The 20,221-nt window shown below is 63.8% G+C and carries 17 protein-coding genes; 14 read left to right on the top strand and 3 right to left on the bottom strand.

The window, feature by feature from the left end; genetic code table 11:
* Positions 1–119 precede the first annotated feature (119 nt).
* Positions 120–1,769, bottom strand: a complete 1,650-nt coding sequence (locus I6N89_RS12590) for a thiamine pyrophosphate-requiring protein (protein WP_207018796.1) — start codon at positions 1,767–1,769, stop codon at positions 120–122.
* 355 nt (positions 1,770–2,124) lie between these two features.
* Here I6N89_RS12590 and I6N89_RS12585 point away from each other — a divergent pair, with 355 nt between their 5' ends.
* The 7 genes from I6N89_RS12585 to scpB all read left to right on the top strand — a co-directional run bounded on the left by I6N89_RS12585 (position 2,125) and on the right by scpB (position 10,098).
* Positions 2,125–3,303, top strand: coding sequence for an alpha-hydroxy acid oxidase (locus tag I6N89_RS12585; protein ID WP_207018795.1), 1,179 nt, complete (start codon positions 2,125–2,127; stop codon positions 3,301–3,303).
* Positions 3,304–3,355: 52 nt separating this feature from the next.
* Positions 3,356–3,802 carry a universal stress protein gene (locus I6N89_RS12580; protein WP_207018794.1) on the top strand — a complete coding sequence of 149 codons (447 nt, stop codon included), beginning with the start codon at positions 3,356–3,358 and terminating at the stop codon, positions 3,800–3,802.
* Between the two features lie 488 nt (positions 3,803–4,290).
* Complete coding sequence (locus tag I6N89_RS12575) at positions 4,291–5,508, top strand: AAA family ATPase (RefSeq protein ID WP_207018793.1); 1,218 nt, start codon at positions 4,291–4,293, stop codon at positions 5,506–5,508.
* Positions 5,508–6,467, top strand: coding sequence for a ParB/RepB/Spo0J family partition protein (locus I6N89_RS12570; protein WP_207018792.1), 960 nt, complete (start codon positions 5,508–5,510; stop codon positions 6,465–6,467). The genes I6N89_RS12575 and I6N89_RS12570 overlap by 1 nt, the downstream gene beginning before the upstream one ends.
* Positions 6,468–6,709: 242 nt before the next feature.
* Positions 6,710–7,855, top strand: coding sequence for a helix-turn-helix domain-containing protein (locus I6N89_RS12565; protein WP_207018791.1), 1,146 nt, complete (start codon positions 6,710–6,712; stop codon positions 7,853–7,855).
* 747 nt (positions 7,856–8,602) lie between these two features.
* A complete protein-coding gene (locus tag I6N89_RS12560; protein WP_207018790.1) occupies positions 8,603–9,493 on the top strand; it encodes a DUF1403 family protein in 891 nt (296 codons plus the stop codon).
* 2 nt (positions 9,494–9,495) lie between these two features.
* On the top strand, positions 9,496–10,098 hold the full coding sequence (gene scpB / locus I6N89_RS12555) for an SMC-Scp complex subunit ScpB (protein ID WP_207018789.1): 603 nt from the start codon (positions 9,496–9,498) through the stop codon (positions 10,096–10,098).
* A 4-nt stretch (positions 10,099–10,102) separates the two neighbouring features.
* Here the strand turns inward: scpB and I6N89_RS12550 are convergent, their stop codons facing one another.
* Complete coding sequence (locus tag I6N89_RS12550) at positions 10,103–10,882, bottom strand: IclR family transcriptional regulator (RefSeq protein WP_207018788.1); 780 nt, start codon at positions 10,880–10,882, stop codon at positions 10,103–10,105.
* The gene (locus tag I6N89_RS12545) at positions 10,879–11,283 is read right to left on the bottom strand and encodes an acyl-CoA thioesterase (protein WP_207018787.1); all 405 of its coding nucleotides are present in this window, start codon (positions 11,281–11,283) and stop codon (positions 10,879–10,881) included. Before I6N89_RS12545 ends, I6N89_RS12550 begins: the two co-directional genes overlap by 4 nt.
* An 89-nt stretch (positions 11,284–11,372) precedes the next feature.
* Here I6N89_RS12545 and cehH point away from each other — a divergent pair, with 89 nt between their 5' ends.
* The 7 genes from cehH to I6N89_RS12510 all read left to right on the top strand — a co-directional run bounded on the left by cehH (position 11,373) and on the right by I6N89_RS12510 (position 20,220).
* Positions 11,373–12,515: a salicylyl-CoA hydroxylase gene (gene cehH, locus I6N89_RS12540; RefSeq protein WP_207018786.1), complete on the top strand. Its 1,143-nt coding sequence runs from the start codon at positions 11,373–11,375 to the stop codon at positions 12,513–12,515.
* Between the two features lie 114 nt (positions 12,516–12,629).
* Entirely contained in the window at positions 12,630–14,240 is a 1,611-nt protein-coding gene (cehG, locus tag I6N89_RS12535) for a salicylyl--CoA ligase (RefSeq protein ID WP_268957321.1), read from the top strand.
* 28 nt (positions 14,241–14,268) lie between these two features.
* Positions 14,269–15,237, top strand: a complete 969-nt coding sequence (locus I6N89_RS12530; protein WP_207018784.1) for a TAXI family TRAP transporter solute-binding subunit — start codon at positions 14,269–14,271, stop codon at positions 15,235–15,237.
* Positions 15,238–15,320: 83 nt separating this feature from the next.
* Entirely contained in the window at positions 15,321–17,240 is a 1,920-nt protein-coding gene (locus I6N89_RS12525; protein ID WP_207018783.1) for a TRAP transporter permease, read from the top strand.
* Between the two features lie 18 nt (positions 17,241–17,258).
* On the top strand, positions 17,259–18,086 hold the full coding sequence (locus I6N89_RS25455; protein WP_236016594.1) for a universal stress protein: 828 nt from the start codon (positions 17,259–17,261) through the stop codon (positions 18,084–18,086).
* Between the two features lie 350 nt (positions 18,087–18,436).
* Positions 18,437–19,324 carry an NAD(P)-dependent oxidoreductase gene (locus I6N89_RS12515; protein ID WP_207018782.1) on the top strand — a complete coding sequence of 296 codons (888 nt, stop codon included), beginning with the start codon at positions 18,437–18,439 and terminating at the stop codon, positions 19,322–19,324.
* 17 nt (positions 19,325–19,341) lie between these two features.
* Positions 19,342–20,220 (top strand): fumarylacetoacetate hydrolase family protein, encoded by an 879-nt coding sequence (locus I6N89_RS12510; protein ID WP_207018781.1) that lies wholly within the window; start codon positions 19,342–19,344, stop codon positions 20,218–20,220.
* The last annotated feature ends 1 nt before the right edge of the window (position 20,221 follow it).

The following is a 20,221-nucleotide window of genomic DNA, read 5'->3' as shown; positions in this document are numbered from 1 at the left end:
ACCGATATGGATCACTTGATCCCCCCCAAACACAGGAAAACCGCCCGGCGCAAAACGCCGGGCGGATCGGGGAAGAGCAGGTTGCGCGGCGGGGGGAGCACACCGCGCAACGGGTTGCCTCAGATCGTCAGCTCTTCCACCTTGTAGCGCGAGGTGACGGTTTCCTTCGAGGTCATGAACTCGAGCAGCACCGGAATGCCCTGCTGCGTCTTCTCGATGCCGCGCAGGATCGCGGGCACGATGTCCTCGGGCCGGGTCACCCGTTCGCCATAACCGCCGAAGGCTGTCGCCATGTCGGCATAGTTGCCGCTGATATCGGTCGAGCGGTATTTCTCGGTCGAGACCGGCATCACGTCGAGCTCCAGCGCCATGCAGTAGTTGTTCAAGAGCACCGACATGATCGGGATACGCTCACGCACGCAGGTCTCGAAATCCATGCCGGTAAAGCCGATGGCCGCATCGCCCCACACATTGATGCAGAGCTTGTCCGGGCAGGCCACCTTGGCGCCCATCGCCAGCCCCAGCCCGTAGCCGAGCTGCGTGGTCTTGCCCCAGCCGATATAGCTGAGCGGCGTCTCGCACTGCCAGAAGGGCGAGAGCTGGTCGCGCGGGCTGCCGGCATCGTGGGTGATGATGGTGTTGGGCATGTCCACGGTCTTTTGCAGATCCCACAGCACGCGGTAGGGCGAGAGCGGCGCCTCGTCCGAGGTGAGCTTGGGCAGCCATTCGGCCAGCCAGCCCTCATGCACCTCCTTGATCTCGGCGACCACGGCGCTGCGGTCGCGCGGGCCGGATAGTCGGGCTTTCATGACATCCAGCATCGCGGTCAGCGTCAGCCGCGAGTCGCCCAGCAGGCCGATCTCCAGCGGGATATCCTTGGCCAGATGATTGGCGTCGTTGGTGTTGTGGATGACGGTCTTTCCGCTCGGCATCGCGACCCCGAAGGAGGTCTTGGTAAAGCTGCACCCGACACCGAAGATCACGTCGGAGCGGTCGAGGAAATGCCGCACGGTGCGCGGGATCGCGGCGCCACCTGACCCCAGCGCCAGCTCGTGCGTTTCGGGAAAGGCGCTCTTGCCCTCAAGGCTGGTGCAGATCGGAATGCCCGACAGCTCGACGAACTCTTTCAGCTCCGGCCAGGCCTTGGCGTAATGCACCCCCTGCCCCGCATAGATCACCGGGCGCTTGGCCGAGAGCAGCAGATCCACCGCCGCCTCGATCTCTGCCGGATCGGGCATCGAGCGCGCGATCTTGGCCGGCACGTAATCGAGCGGCTCGGGCACCTCCTCCTGCCAGATATCCTTGGGGATCTCGACCAGCACCGGACCGCCCCGCCCGTTGCGCAGCCGCGAGAACGCCCGGCGCATGATATCGGGCACATCGGCGCCGCTGGTGATCGGCTCGGCGGATTTGGTCACCGAGCGCATGCTGGTCACCGAGTTGAAATTCGGCTCCACATGCGCGGCCTTGCGGTCATAGCCCATGGGCATGACCAGCAGCGGCACGGATTCGCCATAGGCCTGCGCCACGCCGCCAAAGGCGTTCTCGGCGCCAGGGCCGTGCTGCATGACGAAGACACCGATCTTTTCGCCCGACGTCATGCGCGAGATCGCGTCGGCCATATGCAGCCCGACCCGTTCCTGACGCACGATGATCGGACGGATATCCGCCTTGGCGCTGTATTCGAGCATGTGGTTGAGCGGGTATCCGGCCACGACCTCGATACCCTCCCGTTTCAGGATCTCTGCGATTGCCTCACCGACCTTCATGTCACCTCCCTTGCGACCGCCTGACCGGGGGACACGGAAACCGCGCGGACAGACAGACTTGTTCCGCGCCCTGCCGGACTGACGGGGCACACGCGGCGAGCCTGCGGCAGTTCATACGGTGAGTAAAATACATATGGTGTCTTTCAGGATATGGCAGATCGCATGCATAGCCACGATCCGGCAGTTTCCCATTGTGCTGAATATGATGACCACCGTCGCAACCGACGTTTTCCGTCCGTGCATGGGGCATCATGCATATCTGTGACCTATCCAACGCCTCGGCGCAGAATATTGGCGCGCGCGCGGCTTTTGCGCCAAGCTCGCCCCGAGCAGGTCGCGTTTCGAAGGGGGGAGAATGTTTCGAGCCAGGATCGCCAATGTCGCGGATCTCGAAAAGCGGGCGCGACAGCGCATGCCGCGTTTCGCCTATAATTACCTGACCGGGGGCGCCGGAGACAGCGCCAGCACGCATCGCAACCGCCGCGCGCTTCAGGATATGGTCTTTGCCACGCGCCGGCTCGTCGGCGCCGATATCCGCACAGAGGTTTCTCTCTTCGGACAAGAGTATAGCGCACCGCTCGGCGTGGCCCCGCTGGGAATGGCCAATGTCGCCTGGCCCGGGCTCGACCTGATGCTGGCACGTAGCGCCCGCGAGGCCAAGCTGCCCTTCGTACTGAGCACCATGGCCACCACCACGATCGAAGCGGCGGCAGAGGCGGCGGAAGAGTTCTTCTGGTTCCAGCTCTATATCGCGAAATCCGACGAGATCACCTTTGGCCTGATCGAGCGCGCGCGCGAGGCCGGCACCGATGTGCTGGTGCTGACCGTCGATGTGCCCGCGCCCTCGCGCCGCAACGCCTCGATCCGCGACGGGTTCGAACTGCCATTGCGCTATACGCCCCGGCTGCTGGCCGATCTGGCGCTGCATCCGCGCTGGAGCATCGAGACCTTGCTGGCCGGCGCCCCGCTGATGCGGAACTATGCCGCCTATGCGAAATCCGAGAATACACAGAAGGTCGGCGCCTTTGCCGGCAAGCGCAACAAGTTCGGCACCACCTGGGACGACTTCAAGCGCATCCGCGAGGCCTGGCAGGGGCGTCTCGTCATCAAAGGCATCTCCAACGGCGAGGACGCCGCCCGCGCCGTGCGCGAAGGGGCGGATGCGGTCTGGGTGTCGAACCATGGCGGGCGGCAGCTCGAATCCTCGCCGGCGACCGCCGATCTTCTGCCGGCGGTGCGCGCGGCGACCCCGGGCAACATACCGGTGTTTTTCGACGGCGGCGTGCGCGGTGGCGAGGATATCGTCAAGGGCACGGCGCTTGGCGCGGATATGGTCTTTGCCGGACGAAGCTTTGCCTATGCCGCCGCAGCGGGTGGTCAGGCGACCACCGCGCAATGCATGGAGATCCTGATCGCCGAGATGCGCTCTGCGATGGCGCAGATCGGCGTCGATAGCCCGCAGGCGCTGAAGACCATGCCCGTTCTCTTCGGACAACCCGCAGAGAAAATGGCGCTCGGCAAAGCGGCGGAATAGGCGAAACGGAACCCCGCCCGAGAGGCCAGGGGTTCGGCATGGAGGAGAGCCAATGTACAAGAAAATCCTGATTGCGACGGATGGAAGCGAGCTTGCCGGCAAGGCCGTCGAGCATGGCGTCGCACTGGCCCAGACAGTCGGCGCCGATGTTGTCGTGGTGACGGTGACAGAGATGTGGTCGGCGTTGGATATGTCACGCGAGACGCCGAAACATGCGGTGCAGGCGATCCAGAGCTACGAAGCCCACGAAGCGGAGCATGCCCACGCCATCCTCGGCGCCGCGTGCGCCCTGGCGAAAAAGGCGGGCGTCGCGTGCGAGCCGAGCCATATCGGCGACCAGCGGCCCGCAGAAGGCATCCTTCAGGCGGCAAAGATGTCGGAGGCGGATCTGATCGTGATGGCGACGCATGGGCGCCGGGGCGTCAATCGCGTGCTCCTCGGCAGTCAGACCAACGAGGTGGTGACGCATAGCGATATCCCGGTCCTGGTGCTGCGCTAGCGGCATCGAATCCCGTTATTGGGATTTTTTCCCAGAACAATCCGCACTGATACCGAAGGCCGACGGCATATGCCTGTCGGCCTCTGCGGCGTTTGTACCCCCCTGCCCTGCCGACACTCCCGACACGGCCCGCACGTAACCTGCCAGCACCGCTCATTCTGTGCCTATGTACCTCGCGCCAAAACCGAATCTCGACGCGAGGCATCATGCGTGAATCAGGCCGAAACGCGCCCGCTTTCCGTCTAAACCCCAGAGGATATGCGGAAGGAAACATGAGGCTGTGGATAAAATGTGAATAAGCCCGCGTGGGAGCGAAGATATCAGGAAACAGGGTAAGAATCTGTTTTGTAATAGTTTTATCGAAAATACATGCTGCAAATCAGCCCCAAAGCCTCGCCGGGAAGTCTGCGTCTCATCAGCTTTCTGTAGACTTACGAGGGTTTGCTGATGTAAGTGAAAAGAAAACACAAAAGATGAGGACAGAGCAGATGAGAGAGCTTCTTGGCTCCGAGACTCTCGGCAACTTCAGCGATGCGCTGGATCACGCCCTGCGTCAACAGGCCAGTCGACTCCACGCACCGGATACGCGCAAGTCCGACAAGGGGCTGCGCCGTTTCACTATCCGTGAAATGGCCGATATCGCTTTCCGGATGAACTACAACACGCTGCGCCACCATCTGAAGACAATCGACGGTCTTCCGGAAGGCGTGATGGAGCCCGGCAACCGCCGCACCTTTTCGCTTGAGGAAATCCACGAGGTCCAGCGCGCACTCTATGACGCCGGCAAGCTGCCTATCGAGATGTTTCCGGGCAAGATCGACGGCGAGGAAACCACCAAACTGCTGATCTACAACCTCAAGGGCGGCGTTAGCAAAACCTCCACCGCGGTCAATCTTTCACAGTTCCTCGCGCTGCGTGGCTTCAAGGTTCTGCTCGTCGATCTGGACCCGCAGGCAAGTTGTTCCGATCTTTTCGACATTCAGGCGGATCTCGACAATATCCCGTCGATCTACGATGTCCTGCGCTATGATGAACAGAGCGGCGACGAGGGCCGCGTTCCGATCGCGGACGCCATACAGGCGACCTATTTCCCGAATATCGACATTATTCCCGGCTCGATCTCGCTCACCGAGTTCGAATACGAGACCGCCAGCGCGGCGGCAAAGGGCATCCCCTTCTACTCCAGGATTTCGGATGCGCTGAGCCTTGTCGAAGACGCTTATGACGTGGTGATCTTCGACACGCCGCCGCATATGTCGTTCTGCGTGATCGCGGCGCTTTACGCGTCCAACTCGATGCTGATCCCGCTCTCGGCGGGCATGCTCGACGTGGTCAGCCTGGTGAAATTCCTCGATCTCGCCTCCAGCACGCTGGAGAGCATCGAAGGTGTCGATCCCGACAAGCGCTTCGATTTCGTCCGCATTCTGCTGACCCGATACTCTCCCAGCGATCCGGCGCAGTTGCAGCTGAGTTCCTTCCTGCGCAATACGCTCGGCAACTCGATGCTGAACACCGATTTCCTCAGCTCGACCGCCATCGCCGACGCGGGCAACACGATGAACCCGCTGCTCGAGGTCGATCCGTCGAGCTTCACCCGCAAGACCTATGACCGCATTCTCGAAAGTCTGCATGGCATCGCCAGGGAGATCGAGCGCGAGATCATGGTCGGGCGCGGACGGCTTCAGACGAATGAGGAGGCAGCCTGATGGCCAGATCGGTATTCGGCACGGACGCCGCTCAGCCCTCCGCCGACAGCTCCGCCCCAGAGCGCAAGCCGCTCGCCAAGCGCAAGCCGATCATCAAGGGCGGCGCGGCGAGCGACAAATATATCCGGGCCGCGACCCAGGGCGGCGCCGACCGCACCTATCAGGAAATTCCGGTCGACCAGATCCAGGACAGCCGGATCCGCGACCGCATCGACGTCAACGAAGATCTCGACAGCCTGATCGACAGCATTCGCGAGAACGGCCAGCAGATCCCGATCCTCGTGCGGATCGTGCAAGGCGCGGAGAAGACCTATGAGATCGTCGTGGGCCGCCGCCGGCTTGCCGCGACGCGTCGTCTCGGCCTGCCCCGGATCAAGGCCTTCGTCTCGAAGATGGACGACCGCGAGGCTTTTGTCGCACAAGGGATCGAGAATTCCGCGCGCCTGGAGACGAGCTATATCGAACGCGCACGCGCTGCGGCGCAGGGGCTCGAAGCCGGCTATGAGCAGAAGGACATCGCCGAGTTCCTGAACGTCTCGCGCACGCTGATTAACTTCATGGTCAAGAGCTACCAGTCCCTCGGCGAAGAGCTGGTGCTGGCCATCGGGCCGGCGCGTGGCGTCGGGCGCCGGAACTGGGACAAGCTCATCAGCGAGATGGGGCGTCACGGGATCTCACAGAAACAAGCGCTCGGACTTATCGATCCCGAGAGCGGCGACAGCGTCGAGCGCTTTCACGCGCTGCTAAAGGCGGTGCAGTCCGACCGGGTGCGCAAAGCGCCCTCCCCTGCCCCGGCGGCCACACGCCGCGATTATCTGGGCGGCAGCGTTTCGACGCTGCGCAAACCGCAGCAACTGGTGGTCAAGACCAGCAAGGCCGCTCCCCCGGATCTTTTGGACCAGCTTGGTGAACAGATCGATGCCATGATCGCCGCGCTTGAGAAAAAGCACAAAGAATGAAGTTTAAGTATATGAAAAAAAACAGAAAATCCGATTTACACAGGTAAATCAGGGATACTAGAAACGATACCTGAGGCAACGACAAGAGGAGCAGACACCGGCATAAAGAAAAAGCCCCCCCGAAAGCAGTGTTCCGGAGAGGGCTCGATGGGTCTTGTAGCAAAGCCTTTCTAGCCTTTTGACGAGAACTTTTCAACACCGGTTTTCGGTGAACGGGTAAATTTTGCCGTCTGAAGATCAAAATGACGACATTGATGTCCGCGGCGCAGCCGCGCGGGCAAACGATTGAGGTTTGCCCAAACACCGGATCCAGCCGTAGGGCTGTGGATCGCTGGGAGCTTTTGTCTCTCGTCACCGAATTGCGCCGACCGCTCGGTCTAGCGGATCGCGACGTGATGGTCCTGCGGGCCCACCTCTCTGTCCTGCCCCACGGGCCGCTCGATCCTGCCGGATTGAACGTGTCCTTTATGAACATCGCGGAGATCCTGAACCGGGCCTGCGGCATGGAGGAACGGCGATTTCGTAGAGGCGAAGCGCGGCTTGAACAGCTCGGACTTGTGCGGCGCAATCTGAGCGCAAACGGACGGCGCTTCCCCGAACGCGACGCAAACGGAAAGATCGTCTTCGCCTATGGCATCGACCTCGCCCCCCTGCTCGCCCGCTATCACGCGTTGCTCGCACTGCGCGACGATCTCGAAGAACAGCGGCAGGTGCTGCGCCAACGCAAGAACCGCGTGAGCGCCGCCTTCAGCGCGATCCTCCGCAGCCTCGCTTCGAGGGGCACCTCCCTTCCCCACTGCCTCGACGCCCTGCGCGAGCGGCTTCGCAATGCCCTCCGCCGCAAGACCACAAGCCATGCAGAGCTCGATGAGATCGAAGCGGAGATCGACAGGCTGACAGCCAATCTTCAGACCACTGAGAGCTTTGAACCCGACCAGTGCGACGAACCGAAAACCGCGGTATTGCCGGACATCGAACCCGTCGATGCCGGTCAAACTGTCCGGCACATAGAGTCAAAACCAAAAGAAAAAAATTATGATCAACCCGACACCTTCAACCAACATGAACTGTCTGAACTCTGGGCCCAAACCGAAAGCATCGGTAGCTTCTATCCCAAAGCTCCCACGAACGAGAAAGAAGCCATCGGCATCCTATTGGATTTTTCTTCTTTCATGGGACTGAACGAGACAGAGGTTGCCAAGACGCTCGTCGGTTTGGGGTGGACAAACACCGTTCTCGCCCTCGATTATCTGGCCGAAAAATTAGCGTCATTGAAGAGCCCAAAACACTATCTGATGACCATGGTGAAACGCTTTGAAGACGGGCAACCCATCGCCAGAGGCCGGATCGTTCCTTCCCGATCAGTGGGCCAAAAGAAGCTTGCTTAGAATGACGCAGGGAAAGTTCGATGCTTTGCCTGCGTTCAGTCGAACCGTCTAAAAATGCGATATCATAGCCTGACCGCTGCACCAAAAGCGATCACGAAGCGCCTTGACGGAAAGCGCGACGTTACCGCGGTAAATTCGAGGTATCGTAGGGAAAGACACATTAAACCAGACTGACGTACCAAATGGTCCAGGCTCACCGCGTCGCATCTAGAGTTCCATATCAATGCTCGAACCGTGCATCAGTTTACCGGGGTAAACCGCCCTGTGTCTTCTTCGGGGTTACCCCGGTAAACCTCTACCCGAAACGCAAGGCTGAAGGGCCTTGAAGGCGCTAAAACACATAACGGAGCGGGCTCGCATCCAAGAAACAGAACGCGGCACCACTGTCGAAAAGAGACACCTCGCAAGATCCGATGAAACCCGTTTCCGGCGGGTCGTATCAGTGGATCTCACGCGGATGACACGACCTCCATAAGACCGTCTTCGCCGAACAGTTTTGTCATCGACAAACGCCGAATTGCATTGCCGAGAAGTCACGAATTGTGATCTAAGGAAAAGGTTACGAGCGAACACGGGACACAGTGAGAAGCTCACGGATATGCGGGCTTTGAGCGGAGTCCAGACAACTTTCCAAACGCTCAGCATTGCCGGATTCTGTAATTATCGGACATAGCGAAGGTCGCTGGACAGGGGCCGTTTGAGCAGGAAATTCTGGTGCAAAGCGCCGCGCCCCGATAGCGTTCCATCATGGCTCGCAATGCAACCGAACAAACACCGACCGACAAAACCCTACCTCTCTTGCCTGGCTGGGTCACCAGGGGCGGCGCGGCAACGCTGGAAGATGTGGCGTTTTTGTCGGGCGCTGCATTGTCGCAACTGCACGGGCTTCTCGCGCGGCCAGACGTACCGGGATCGTTATTGCGCGACCGTCTGGGGCTCTACGCGGCCGAAGCCTGTGTTGCATGGTCCGGACGCCCGGAACGCGCCGCCGAACTCCGCGACACGCTGCATCTGCTGCGGCCCGGCGATCATCCCGGGCCGGCGGGAGAGATCTATCTGCGCTGGCGACGGGCTGTCGCACACCCGCTGTCGGACGCCGCTCTGCGCCGCGCCATTCCCGATCATGCCGCCGGCCATATCGACGGTTGGCTGAGCGCGGGGCAGGGCGGGCCAATCGCCCAAGCGGCGGCCGTTCTGGAGGCGGTTCTGATGGAATTCCCCCGCGATGAAGCCACCGCATTGATTCTGGCGGATACCGCCCTGGCGCGCGCGCTGCGCTGGCGGCATGTCGTCCCGTTGCTCGCCACGGGGATCAAGCGTCAGGATTTGCGCCGGTCCGGCGATGCACTGCGGCAGGCCTGCCATGTCGCGGTGACGGCGGCAACCGCGGACGCGATCCGGCTCGCGGGCGATCTTGCGCGGCGCGTGGCCAGGCTCGAAGCCGTCGCACCGAAGCTGCGCGCCAAGAGCGCCGACCAAGCGGTCGCGCTGTTCCTCTCGCAGGATGCGGTGAGCGCCTCCGGTCTGAAACACCTGATGTCTCCACGCGCCGCGCGCCGGCTCTGCGATCGGCTGGTGGCGCTCGGAGCCGTACGTGAACTGACCGGGCGCGAGACCTTTCGGCTTTACGGGGTGTGAGCATGGCAGAGGACCGCGCCGAACCGGATCTCGACCGCGATCTCGCGGATCTGCCGCCGGAGCTGCGCTGGCGCGAATGGATGCGGCGTATCGAGGCGGTGCTGTTCGCCAGCGCGTCGCCGGTGCCGCGCGAGGATCTGGCGCGGGTCGTGGGGCAGGGCGCTTCGGTCGAATTGCTGGTCGAGGATCTTGCCGCCGATCTGGAAGGCCGCGCCTTTGCGGTGGCGGCGGTGACCGGCGGCTGGATCCTGCGCACCCGTCCGGCCTATGCGCCGGCGATCCGGGCGGCGGCGGATGTGGGGCAGCAGGTGCTCGACCTGAACGAGTTCGACATCGCGGTGCTGGCGGCCATCGCCTATCACCAGCCGATCACCCGCGACGGGCTCAAGGATATCTTTGGCAAGGAGATCGCGCGCGACCTGATCGGGCGGCTGAACGCGCGCAAGCTCATCGCCACCGGTCCGCGCAGCCCGCGCCGGGGGGCGCCTTATACTTTCGTGACCACCGAGCAGTTCCTCGTGGCCTTCGATCTGGAGAGCCTCAGCGATCTGCCCGACCGTGAGCGGCTGGAGGATGACGGGCTGACTGTGCCCGCCGGGGGCTGAGGGCTCAGGCGGCGCGGACCACCGAGCATGCGGCGCAATAGTCCAGAAGCGCCCGGACCTGGGGCGAGTCCGGAGTGATGGTCGCCGGGTCCACTCCAAAGATGGTCACGACGGCCTGAGCCTCGCCCTGCCAGTCGAGCACGGGGGCTGCGGCGGCGACGAGGCCGGGAATGAAGTTGCTGTCCACCGAAGCGAAGCCCTGGGCGCGGATCGTGTCGCGAAGCGTCTCTAACCCCGAGGACGTCGCCGGTACATCGGGCAGTAGCGCGGTCTGGCGCGCGGCGCGGCGCAGTTCAGCCTCGCGCATGCGGCGAATGGCGGCTTGCGGGGCGTAGGTGAGAAAGATCCGGCCCGTGGCGGAAGTCAGCAGCGGCAGGGTCGTGCCCAGCCCGATCGAGGTCACCGTGGGCGAGAGACCGCGCTGCCAGCGCACCACCGTGGCGCCGTCATTGGCCCAGACCGCGAGCAGCGCCGTCATGCCCGTCTGCGCCGCCAGATCCGGCAGCCCGTCGGCGGAGCTGTTGACGAAATCGTGCCGGCCGATGGCGGCGAGCCCCAGTTGCAGCGCTTCCGGCCCGAGATCGTAGCGCCCGGAGCGGCCCTCCTGCCGGACCAGCCGGGCGGTGACGAAGGAGGCGAGATAGCGGTGCACCTTGCTTGGCGGCATGTCGCAACCGCGCGCGATGTCGGAAAGCGTGAGCGGGCCGTCCTGCCGCGCCATGAAGGCCAGCACACCAAGCGCCGTGTCCAGCGATTTTAGCCCGTGGCCCACCTCGTCCGTCATTCCGCTTTCTCCAACCTCTCGCGAAAGGCGTTCATGTCTCCCGCGACAATACCGTCCTCGCCGCGTTTGAAAAGGCAGCGCACTTCGCGGCCCTCGAAAGCCAGCCGGTCGCCGACCCGGCCCTCATAACCGAGGGTGACGCTGCGTGCCGACCATTTGGCTACCGAGACATGCAGCTCAAGCTGGTCGCCGTCTCGAATCGTGCTGCGGAACTGTGCCTGCGCATCGGCAAGGCCGAGGCCGAGACTGTCGAGCTCGCGGCAGAGTTTCTGGTGCCCGCCAAGCGGGCGCAGCAGCTTTTGAAAGCCCGCATCCATCCAGCGAAAAATGTTCGGATAAAAGACGATACCGGCAGGATCGCAGTCTCCGAAAGTCACGTCGACGGTCATCAGAAGAGGCATAGATTTTTCCGTATTGTAAAAATGATTGCACGATTTAGAATTTTATCTTATTCATCCCTCTACGTCCATAGCTTCGGGAGGGAGGAAGGATGTCTCAGCTGTCGACCATCGAAATTCTGGGGGGAGGGCCCGGTGGGCTCTACACCGCGATCCTGATCCGCCGGCTGCTGCCGCATGTGAAAGTGCGGGTGACCGAGCAGAATCCGGAAGGCGCGACCTTTGGATTCGGTGTGGTGTTTTCCGACCGCGCGCTCGATTTCCTGAAAGCCGACGATGCCGAGACCCATGACCTGATCGTGCCGCATATGGAGCGCTGGCAGGACATGACGCTGAACCTGCCGAAGGGGCAGGTGACGCTGGACGGCGTGGGCTTTACCGCCGTGGGGCGGCTGGAGCTGATCGAGATCCTCAAGGACCGCGCCCGCGACCTGGGCGTCGAGATCCGTTTCAAGACCCATATCTCATCGCTCGACGAGTTCGACGCGGATCTGGTGATCGGCGCCGACGGGCTGAACTCGCTGATGCGCCAGTCGCTGGAAGACCAGTTCAAGCCGACCATCGAGTATTTCGACAACCACTTCGCCTGGTTCGGCGCGACCATTCCCTTTGATACGCTGACCCAGACCTTTATCGAGACCGACAAGGGCCCGCTCAACGCGCATCACTACCGCTTTGCGCCGGATCGCAGCACCTTCATCGTCGAATGCGAGGATGCGACCTACAAGGCCTTTGGCTTTGACGCGATGAGCGAGGAAGAAAGCGCCAAGCTGTGCAGCACGCTGTTTGCTGATGTGCTCAAGGGCACCGATCTGGTGATGAACAAATCCAACTGGCGGCAGTTCCCGCGGCTCTGGTGCGAAAGCTGGATCGCCGGGCGCAACGTGCTGCTGGGCGATGCGGTGCATACGGCGCATTTCTCCATCGGGTCGGGCACGCGGCTGGCCATGGAGGACGCGATTGCGCTCATCCATGCGCTGAAGGATCACGACGATATCGACGAGGCGCTGGCCGCCTATCAGGCGCAGCGCCCGCCGGTGGCACGCAAGATCGTCGATGCCGCCAACACCTCGGCCACCTGGTACGAGAGCTTTGGCGAGAAGCTGCGGCTCGCGCCGATGGATTTCGCGCATGATTACCTGATGCGCTCGGGCCGGATGACGCCGGAGCGGCTGCATCAGATCGCGCCGAAATTCGCCGCCGATTACGAAGCCTACAGCGCCGTTCACGGCTGAACGCGGGGGCGCGGCCCCCGGTTCTCTCAACCCCTGCAACGAGAGGGGCAGGGCGCCTTTGGCGGGCGCCCCACGGCCCCCGTTTGCCGACGTCACGGAGACCAGATGACGGATATGACCAGCACACATGCGACCGGCGCCATCCCCGACCCCGTCGCCGAGCGCACCCCCGGCGCCGACGAGATCGGCTATGTGAAGGCCGATCACCCGAACGGGTCCGAAATCCTCTGGCAGAACCTGAGCCGGAACCCCGACAAGACCGCCGTGATCGGCCCGCTTGGGCATATGAGCTATGCCGAGCTGATCGCCGAGGCGGCGCGCTGGGGCAATGCATTTGCCGATGCCGGGCTGGCGCGCGGCGAGCGGATCGCGTTCTTTCTCGACGACACGCCGGCCTTTGCGGCTGCGTTCTTTGGTGCGGTTCGGGCAGGGTTCGTGCCGGTTCTGCTCAATATCCAGACCCGTCCGGACGTGCTGCAATATTTCCTTCAGGATACCGAGGCACGCTATGCGGTGGTCGATGCGGAGCTGTCGGCGATCTTTTCCGGCGACACGCTGAAGGGCACGCAGCTGGAGACCATCGTGGTCACCAATGGCGATGTGACCGGGCCGGGCCGGATCGGGGCGGCGACCTTCCTCGACGGCCACGGGACCGAGCTGGAGGCCGCCGATACCGGCCCCGACGACATGGCGTTCTGGATGTATTCCTCGGGCTCCACCGGGCGGCCCAAGGGCATCGTGCATCTGCATCACGACATGGCCTATATCCAGCAGAGTTTCGGCGACCATATCCTCAAGCTGCGCGAGGACGATATCTGCTATTCCGTGCCCAAGGCCTATTTCGCCTACGGGTTCGGCAATTCGCTGGTCTTTCCGTTCTGCACCGGCGCGACGACGCTGTTCATGCCGGGCCAGCCGCGCCCCGACGTGGTGCTGGGCGCCATCGAGATCTATCGCCCGACGGTGCTGTTCGGCCTGCCGACGCTCTATACGGCGCTCGCCCGCAGTGCCGCGCTGGAGGCGCATGATCTGAGCTCGCTGCGCCAGTCCATGTCAGCCGCCGAGATCCTGTCGGAAGATGTCTATAACACCTGGAAAGAGCTGGTGGGCCATGGGCCGACCGAGGGGCTGGGCTCCACCGAACTGCTGCATGTGTATCTGTCGAACGCGCTTGACGATCACCGGATCGGCGCGGCGGGGGCGCGGGTGCCGGGCTATGAGGTGCGGCTGGAGACACCGGACGGCGTGCCGGCCGAGCCGGGCGAGGAGGGGGTGATGTTCGTGCGCGGGCATTCCTCGGCGCCGACCTACTGGAACCGCCCGGACAAGACCGCCGAGACCATGCGCGGCGACTGGATCTATACCGGCGACCGCTTCATCGAACGCGACGGGTTCTATTACTTCCAGGGCCGCGCCGACGATCTGATCAAGGTCTCCGGGCAATGGGTCTGGCCGCTGGAGGTCGAGCGCTGTCTGAACGAGCACCCGGATGTGCATGAATGCGCGGTGCTGGCGGTGCAGCTTGCCGACAAGCGCATGGCGTTGCGGGCCATTGTCAGCCTCGTCGCGGGCGTGGCGGCGAGCGACGAACAGACACTGAAACTGCGCGATTACGTCAAGGCACAGCTCACGCCGTTCAAGTCGCCAAGGCTGTTCGAATACGTGGCCGAGCTGCCCAAGACCGGCACCGGCAAGATCGACCGTCAGGCGCTGGTCGCTGGCTGACCGCAGGATTGAAAAGGGAGGAAACGCAATGACGATTTTCAGGAGCATCTGCCTGGCCACGGCCTTTGTCGCCGGGCTCGGCGCCGGCGCACAGGCGCAGGTCATGTCCTTCTCGACCCCGCCGCAGGGCTCGGTCTGGAACACTATGGCCACGGTGATCGCCGGCGAGGCACGCGACAGCGGCGCCATGGCGCTGGTGGTGCAGCCCTATGGCGGCAATGCGCAGATGATGCAGGCGGTCAACGACCAGCTTGCGGAGTTTTCGCTCAACGATGTCAACGATGTGATCACCGCCGTCGAAGGCTCGGGCGAGTATCGCATGGCAATGCCGAACCTGCGGGTGGTGGCGCGGATCAACCCGTTCCCGGTCGGGCTCTATGTCAAGGAAAGCTCCGGCATGACATCGGTCGCGGATCTCAAGGGCAAAAGCGTGCCCTCGGGCTGGGATGCCTTTCCCATCGCGCGCTCGCATATCTCGGCCATCCTCGCCGCCGGGGGGCTGAGCTGGGACGATGTGAAACAGGTGCCGGTGCCGGAACTGATCCGCGGCTCCGACGACATGGCGTCGGGCCGGGTCGACAGCGCGTTTTTCGCGGTGGGCGGGCCGAAAGTGGCCGAGGTCGACGCGTCGGTCGGCGGCGTGCGTTTTCTGAGTGTCGAGGCCAATGACGAAACGCTGGCCAAGATCCAAGAGGTGCGCCCCGCCTTCTACTTCACCGAAGTGACCCCGGCGCCGGTGCGCGTGGGCGTGGCCGAGCCGATGCAGTTCGTCACCTGGGACAATGTGCTGCTCGCCGGCGCACATGTGCCGGACGAGAAGATCGAGCAGCTTCTGGCCGTGGTCTTCGACCAGAAAGAGGCCATCGGCGAGGCCTATCCGCCGCTGCGCGCGCTGAACTTGGAGACCGCCTACAAGGCCTATCCGGGGGTCGAGTATCACCCCGGCGCCAAGGCGTTCTTTGAGGCGCGCGGGATCGAGATGTCGCCCGCCGGCTGATCCGGCTTGCCTGACCGATCCGGGGCAGGGCGCGCGCGTGCCCTGCCTTTTCCGGCACTCTTCCAGCACAAGGAGGCGCTTTCGTGGACCATCAGACCGGCACCGAGTCCAAACCGCTGATCGTCGGGATCCTCGCGGGCCTGCTCACGGTTCTGACCGTGTTTCAGGCCGCCGACCTGCCCTCGCGGCTGGGCTATTCCTATTACACCGAGCAGTTCCTCGCGCTGGTGCTGGGTCTCAGCCTCGCGCTGGTGTTCCTGACCAAACCCGCCCGCAAGCAGGACCGCCCCGGCGCGCCGCTCGACTGGCTGCTGGCGCTGGCGGGGCTCGGGCTGGGGCTCTACGTGGCTGTGGCCTATCCGGGCCTCGTGTCGCGTGCCATGAGCCTGCCCGCCGACGCGCTGATCACCGGGGCCGCGCTGTTCCTGCTGGTGCTGGAGGGGCTGCGGCGCACGGTGGGCTGGACGCTGGTCATCGTGGTCGCGGTCATCGTCGGCTACGGGCTGATCGGGCATCTGGTGCCGGGCGTGCTGCAAACCCGCCAGGTCGCGCCGGAGCGCATGGCGGTCTATCTCGCCTTCGATCCCAACGGGCTGCTGGGGCTGACGCTGAACGTGGCGGCGACGGTGGTGGTGGCCTTCGTGCTCTTTGGCCAGCTCCTGCTGCGCTCGGGCGGGGCGGAGTTCTTCAACGATATCGCCATGGCCACCATGGGCCGGCAGCGCGGCGGCGCGGCCAAGATCTCGATCGTGGCCTCGGGGCTTTTCGGGTCGATCTCGGGCGTGGTGGTGTCGAATATCGTCGCCACCGGCGTGGTGACGATCCGGCTCATGGTGCAGTCGGGCTTTCGCCGCACCACCGCCGCTGCGGTGGAGGCCGTGGCCTCGACCGGCGGGCAGATCGCGCCGCCGGTGATGGGGGCGGTGGCCTTCCTGATGGCCGATATCCTGCAAAAACCCTATTCCGAGATCGTCGTGGCCGCCATCGTGCCGGCGCTGCTCTACTACGTGGCGCTCTTTGCGCAGGCCGATCTTCAGGCGGCGAAGCAGCAGATCCGTCCGCTGGATACCGAGGACATTCCCGCCACGCGCGCCGTTCTGGGCAAGGGTTGGGTCTTTATCCTGCCTTTCGCGGCCATTGTCGCGGCGCTCTTCTGGTTCAACCAGCGCGCCGAGACCGCCGCGCTCTGGGGCGGGGCGATGGCGCTGGGGATCGGGCTCACCACCGGCTACGGCGCCACCCGGATGAAGCTGCGCGAGCTCTGGAGCGCGGCGCAGGAGACCGGCTTTTCCATTGTCGATATCATCATGATCTCGGCGGCGGCGGGGTTCATCATCGGCGTGCTGAACGTCACGGGCCTCGGTTTTGCCGCCACCTTCGCGCTGGTGGGGCTGGGCAAGGGCAGCCTGCTGACGCTGCTGCTGATCTCTGCCGTGGTCTGCCTGGTGCTGGGCATGGGCATGCCGACGGTGGGGGTCTACCTGCTGCTGGCGGTGCTGATCGCGCCCTCGCTGGTGCAGTCGGGAGTCGAGCCTATTGCGGCCCATCTCTTCATTTTCTACCTCGGGATGATGTCCATGGTGACGCCGCCCATCGGCATCGGCGCGTTCTTTGCCGCCGCCATCGCCAAGGCGCCGCCCATGGCCACCGCCTGGGAATCCATGCGCTTTGGCTGGACCGCGTATATCGTGCCCTTCCTCTTCGTCTTCTCGCCGGCGCTCTTGCTGATCGGTGAGCCGATGCAGATCGCGCTGGCGGTGGTGACGGCGGTGCTGGGGGTCTATGCGATCTCGGCGGCGTTCGTGGGCTGGCTGCATGGGCCGACCGGGGCGCTGCGCCGGGTGCTGACCGGGCTTGCCGGTGTGGCGCTGCTGCTGCCGCCGGGGGTGGGCGGCGACAGGACGCTCTGGATCAACGCAGCGGGTTTCGTGGCGCTGGCGCTGCTCTGGCGGCTGGGCCGGGCCGAGCTGGCGCGCGCGCCGCATCCCGAGAACGGGCATTGAGGCGGGGGAGAGACGCATATGGCATTCCGGAACATCCTTCTGGCCTATAGCGGCGAGGCCGCCTTTCTCAGCAGCCTGCGCCACGCGCTGAAGATCGTCCGCCAGCACGATGGCTGGCTCACCGGCGTGTTCCGCAACGGTCCCTCCTATATCGACCGCTACGGCGCCGGGCTGTCGGGAGAGCTGCGGGCAAAGCTGGAGACGGTCGAGAGCGACGACATGCAGGCGGCGATTGCGCTTTTCCACGAAGAGGCGGCGCTGGCCGGGCTGTCGGAGCGGGTGGCGTTTCTCGATCCGGGGGAGGTGGGGAGTTTGCCGCCGAGCCAGATCGCGCGTAGCTACGATCTGGTGGTGACAGGCGCGCAGTCGCATCTGCCCAACGAAGAACATCGCGCCGCCAGCCCCGACATGCTGGCGCTGCGCAGCGGGCGCCCGGTGCTGATCGTGCCCGATGGTTATAACGCGCCGGGTTTGGCCGATCACGCGCTCGTCGCCTGGGACGGCAAGCGCTCGGCAGCCCGGGCGCTCAATGACGCGATGGCGATTTTCGAGACCGACCGCCGCCGGGTCACCGTGCTGACCGTGGGCGCCGAGCCCGAGGCGCCGCCGCCCGGTGGGGGGATCGTCACGCATCTGCAACGCCACGATGTCGAGGCGCTGCATCTGCACAAGCGGCCCCGGCATCAGAGCATCGCCCAGCTTATCGAGGCCACAGCAGACGAGATCGGCGCGAAGCTCATTGTGATGGGCGCTTATGAGCACAGCAAATTTTCGCAGGACATGTTCGGCGGTGTGACCCATGAGGTGCTGCGCAGTGCGCGTGTTCCGGTGCTGATGTCGCACTAAGAAACTGGCGATTTCTTGCGGTAGAAACAGAAGCGCGGCGTCTCTGGAAAGGGGCGCCGCGCTCTGGTTTTCGAGGATGGAAAAGGGTCGCCGTGAGCGGGTTTCCCCGATCACACGATAATTTGGAACAATCGGTCCAGATTCTTCTGTATCTTTGTTGACAGCTCCCGATTTCCGGTGATACCCATAATTTGGAAATTATAAATAATTTCCAATAATCGACTCGAGTCGCCGCAGATCCTGCGGCGCGGTGTTCCGGATTTTGCAGGGGAGAGCGGTCTGGAACGCCTCTACATAGGGCGCACCAAATGCCGCCCGCGACAACGACGCCTGCCCGGAGGAGGAGTGGCATGAGCAAGGTTGGACTGATCGGTCTCGGCAATATGGGATTGCCGATGACCAGGAACCTGATCGCACACGGACATGAGGTGCTGGGCTACCGGCGAAGCGCGGGTGAGGACTTCATCGCGCTCGGAGGGAAGATGGCGGATTCGCCGCGCGATGTGGCGGAGCAGGCGGATATCATTCTGTGCTGCATCCCGTCCGACGACGCACTGGCCGAGGTGATCTCGGGCGCCGAGGGGATCGCCGGCGGCGACTGCACCGGCAAGATCGTGGTGGAGCTTTCCACTCTTTCCGAAGCGGCCAAGGCGCGCGAGGCGGCGATGGTCGAGGCAAAGGGCGGGGTCCTGCTCGATGGCGCGATCAGCGGGCTGCCCCCGATGGTGGCGGCGCGCAGCGCGACCTTTCTGCTCAGCGGTGACGAGGCGGCGTTCGAGACGGCGCGCCCGGTGTTGGAGACGCTGACCGAGAACCTGTTTTACATGGGCGGTTTCGGCGCCGCGATGAAGGCCAAGCTCTGCGCCAACCTGCTGGTGGGGATCAATCTCGCGGCCACCGCCGAGACGCTGGCCTTTGGCGCCAAGATGGGGCTCGACCAGGCGCGGCTGATCGAGGCGCTGCGCGGCGGAGCGGGCACGTCGCTGCAATTCCAGGCGCGGGCGGGCCGGATGGCCAGTGGCGACTGGGACAAGGTGCTGGGTTCGACCGCGATGCTGGCCAAGGATCTGCACCTGATCGAGACGGCGGGCGCCGATGCGGATTGCCCGATGCCGGTGCTGTCGAGTGCCGTACCGCTTTACGACCGCGCCATCGCCGCCGGTTACGGCGACACCGATGTCGCCTCGCTTTACGCCGCTGTCGCCTCGGCGGCTGGGCTGCCCGTTCCCGGAAAATGACGAAAAGGACAAACACGATGACGGAGTACAAGCTGGGAACGGCGCGGATCGACGGCTCGGCGACACCGATGGTGCTCGTGGCGGGCCGTGCCCATACGCTCGCCGCGCTTCTGGGCGAGAGGGCGCCTGAGACCTTGGAGGCGGTCTTTGCCGACTGGCCGCACTATGAGGACGAGATCGCCACCGCCTGCGAGAATGTGAGCGGTGACGGGCTCGACCCGGAAACGCTGGCCTATGAGACGCCCATCGCCAATCCGCGCAAGCTGGTCTGCATCGGCACCAATTACCACGACCATCTCGAAGAGATGAAGGTCACCCACCTGCCGGAGTTTCCCTACGGCTTCATGCGCCCGCAGACCTGTCTCGCCGCGCATGGCGAAGAGATTCCGCTGCCCGAGGGCGCCAAGATGTACGATTGGGAGGCGGAGCTGGGCATCGTCATGGGCCGCCGCTACGGCCCCTCGGACAAGGGCGATCCGCTGGAGGCGGTGGCGGGCTATACCGTGCTGAACGACCTTTCGGCGCGGGACTGGATTCACAACCGGCCCTTCGTGGGCATCGACTGGGTGATGCAGAAATCCTGGGACAAGTTCCAGCCCACGGGCCCCTGGATCACCCCGGCGCGCTATGTGGCCGACCCCGGCGATCTCGACATCGAACTGACCGTCAACGGTGTGGTGAAGCAGAAATCCAATACCGGGCGGATGATCTTCGGCGTCGCCGACATCCTGCGGCATCTGGCCGGGATGATGACACTGGAGCCCGGCGACATCATCGCCACTGGAACCCCGGCGGGCGTGGGCTTTGGCCGCGATCCGCAGGAATTCCTCAAACCCGGCGATGTGGCACGCGTCACCGTCGAGGGGCTGGGTACGCTGGAAAACACATTCGTCTGAG

The organism is Salipiger abyssi, from assembly GCF_017311415.1.
In the GTDB taxonomy this organism is placed as follows: domain Bacteria; phylum Pseudomonadota; class Alphaproteobacteria; order Rhodobacterales; family Rhodobacteraceae; genus Salipiger; species Salipiger abyssi_A.
Note: the sequence above shows the minus strand (reverse complement) of the source record. Positions and strands in the feature narration are given on the sequence as shown.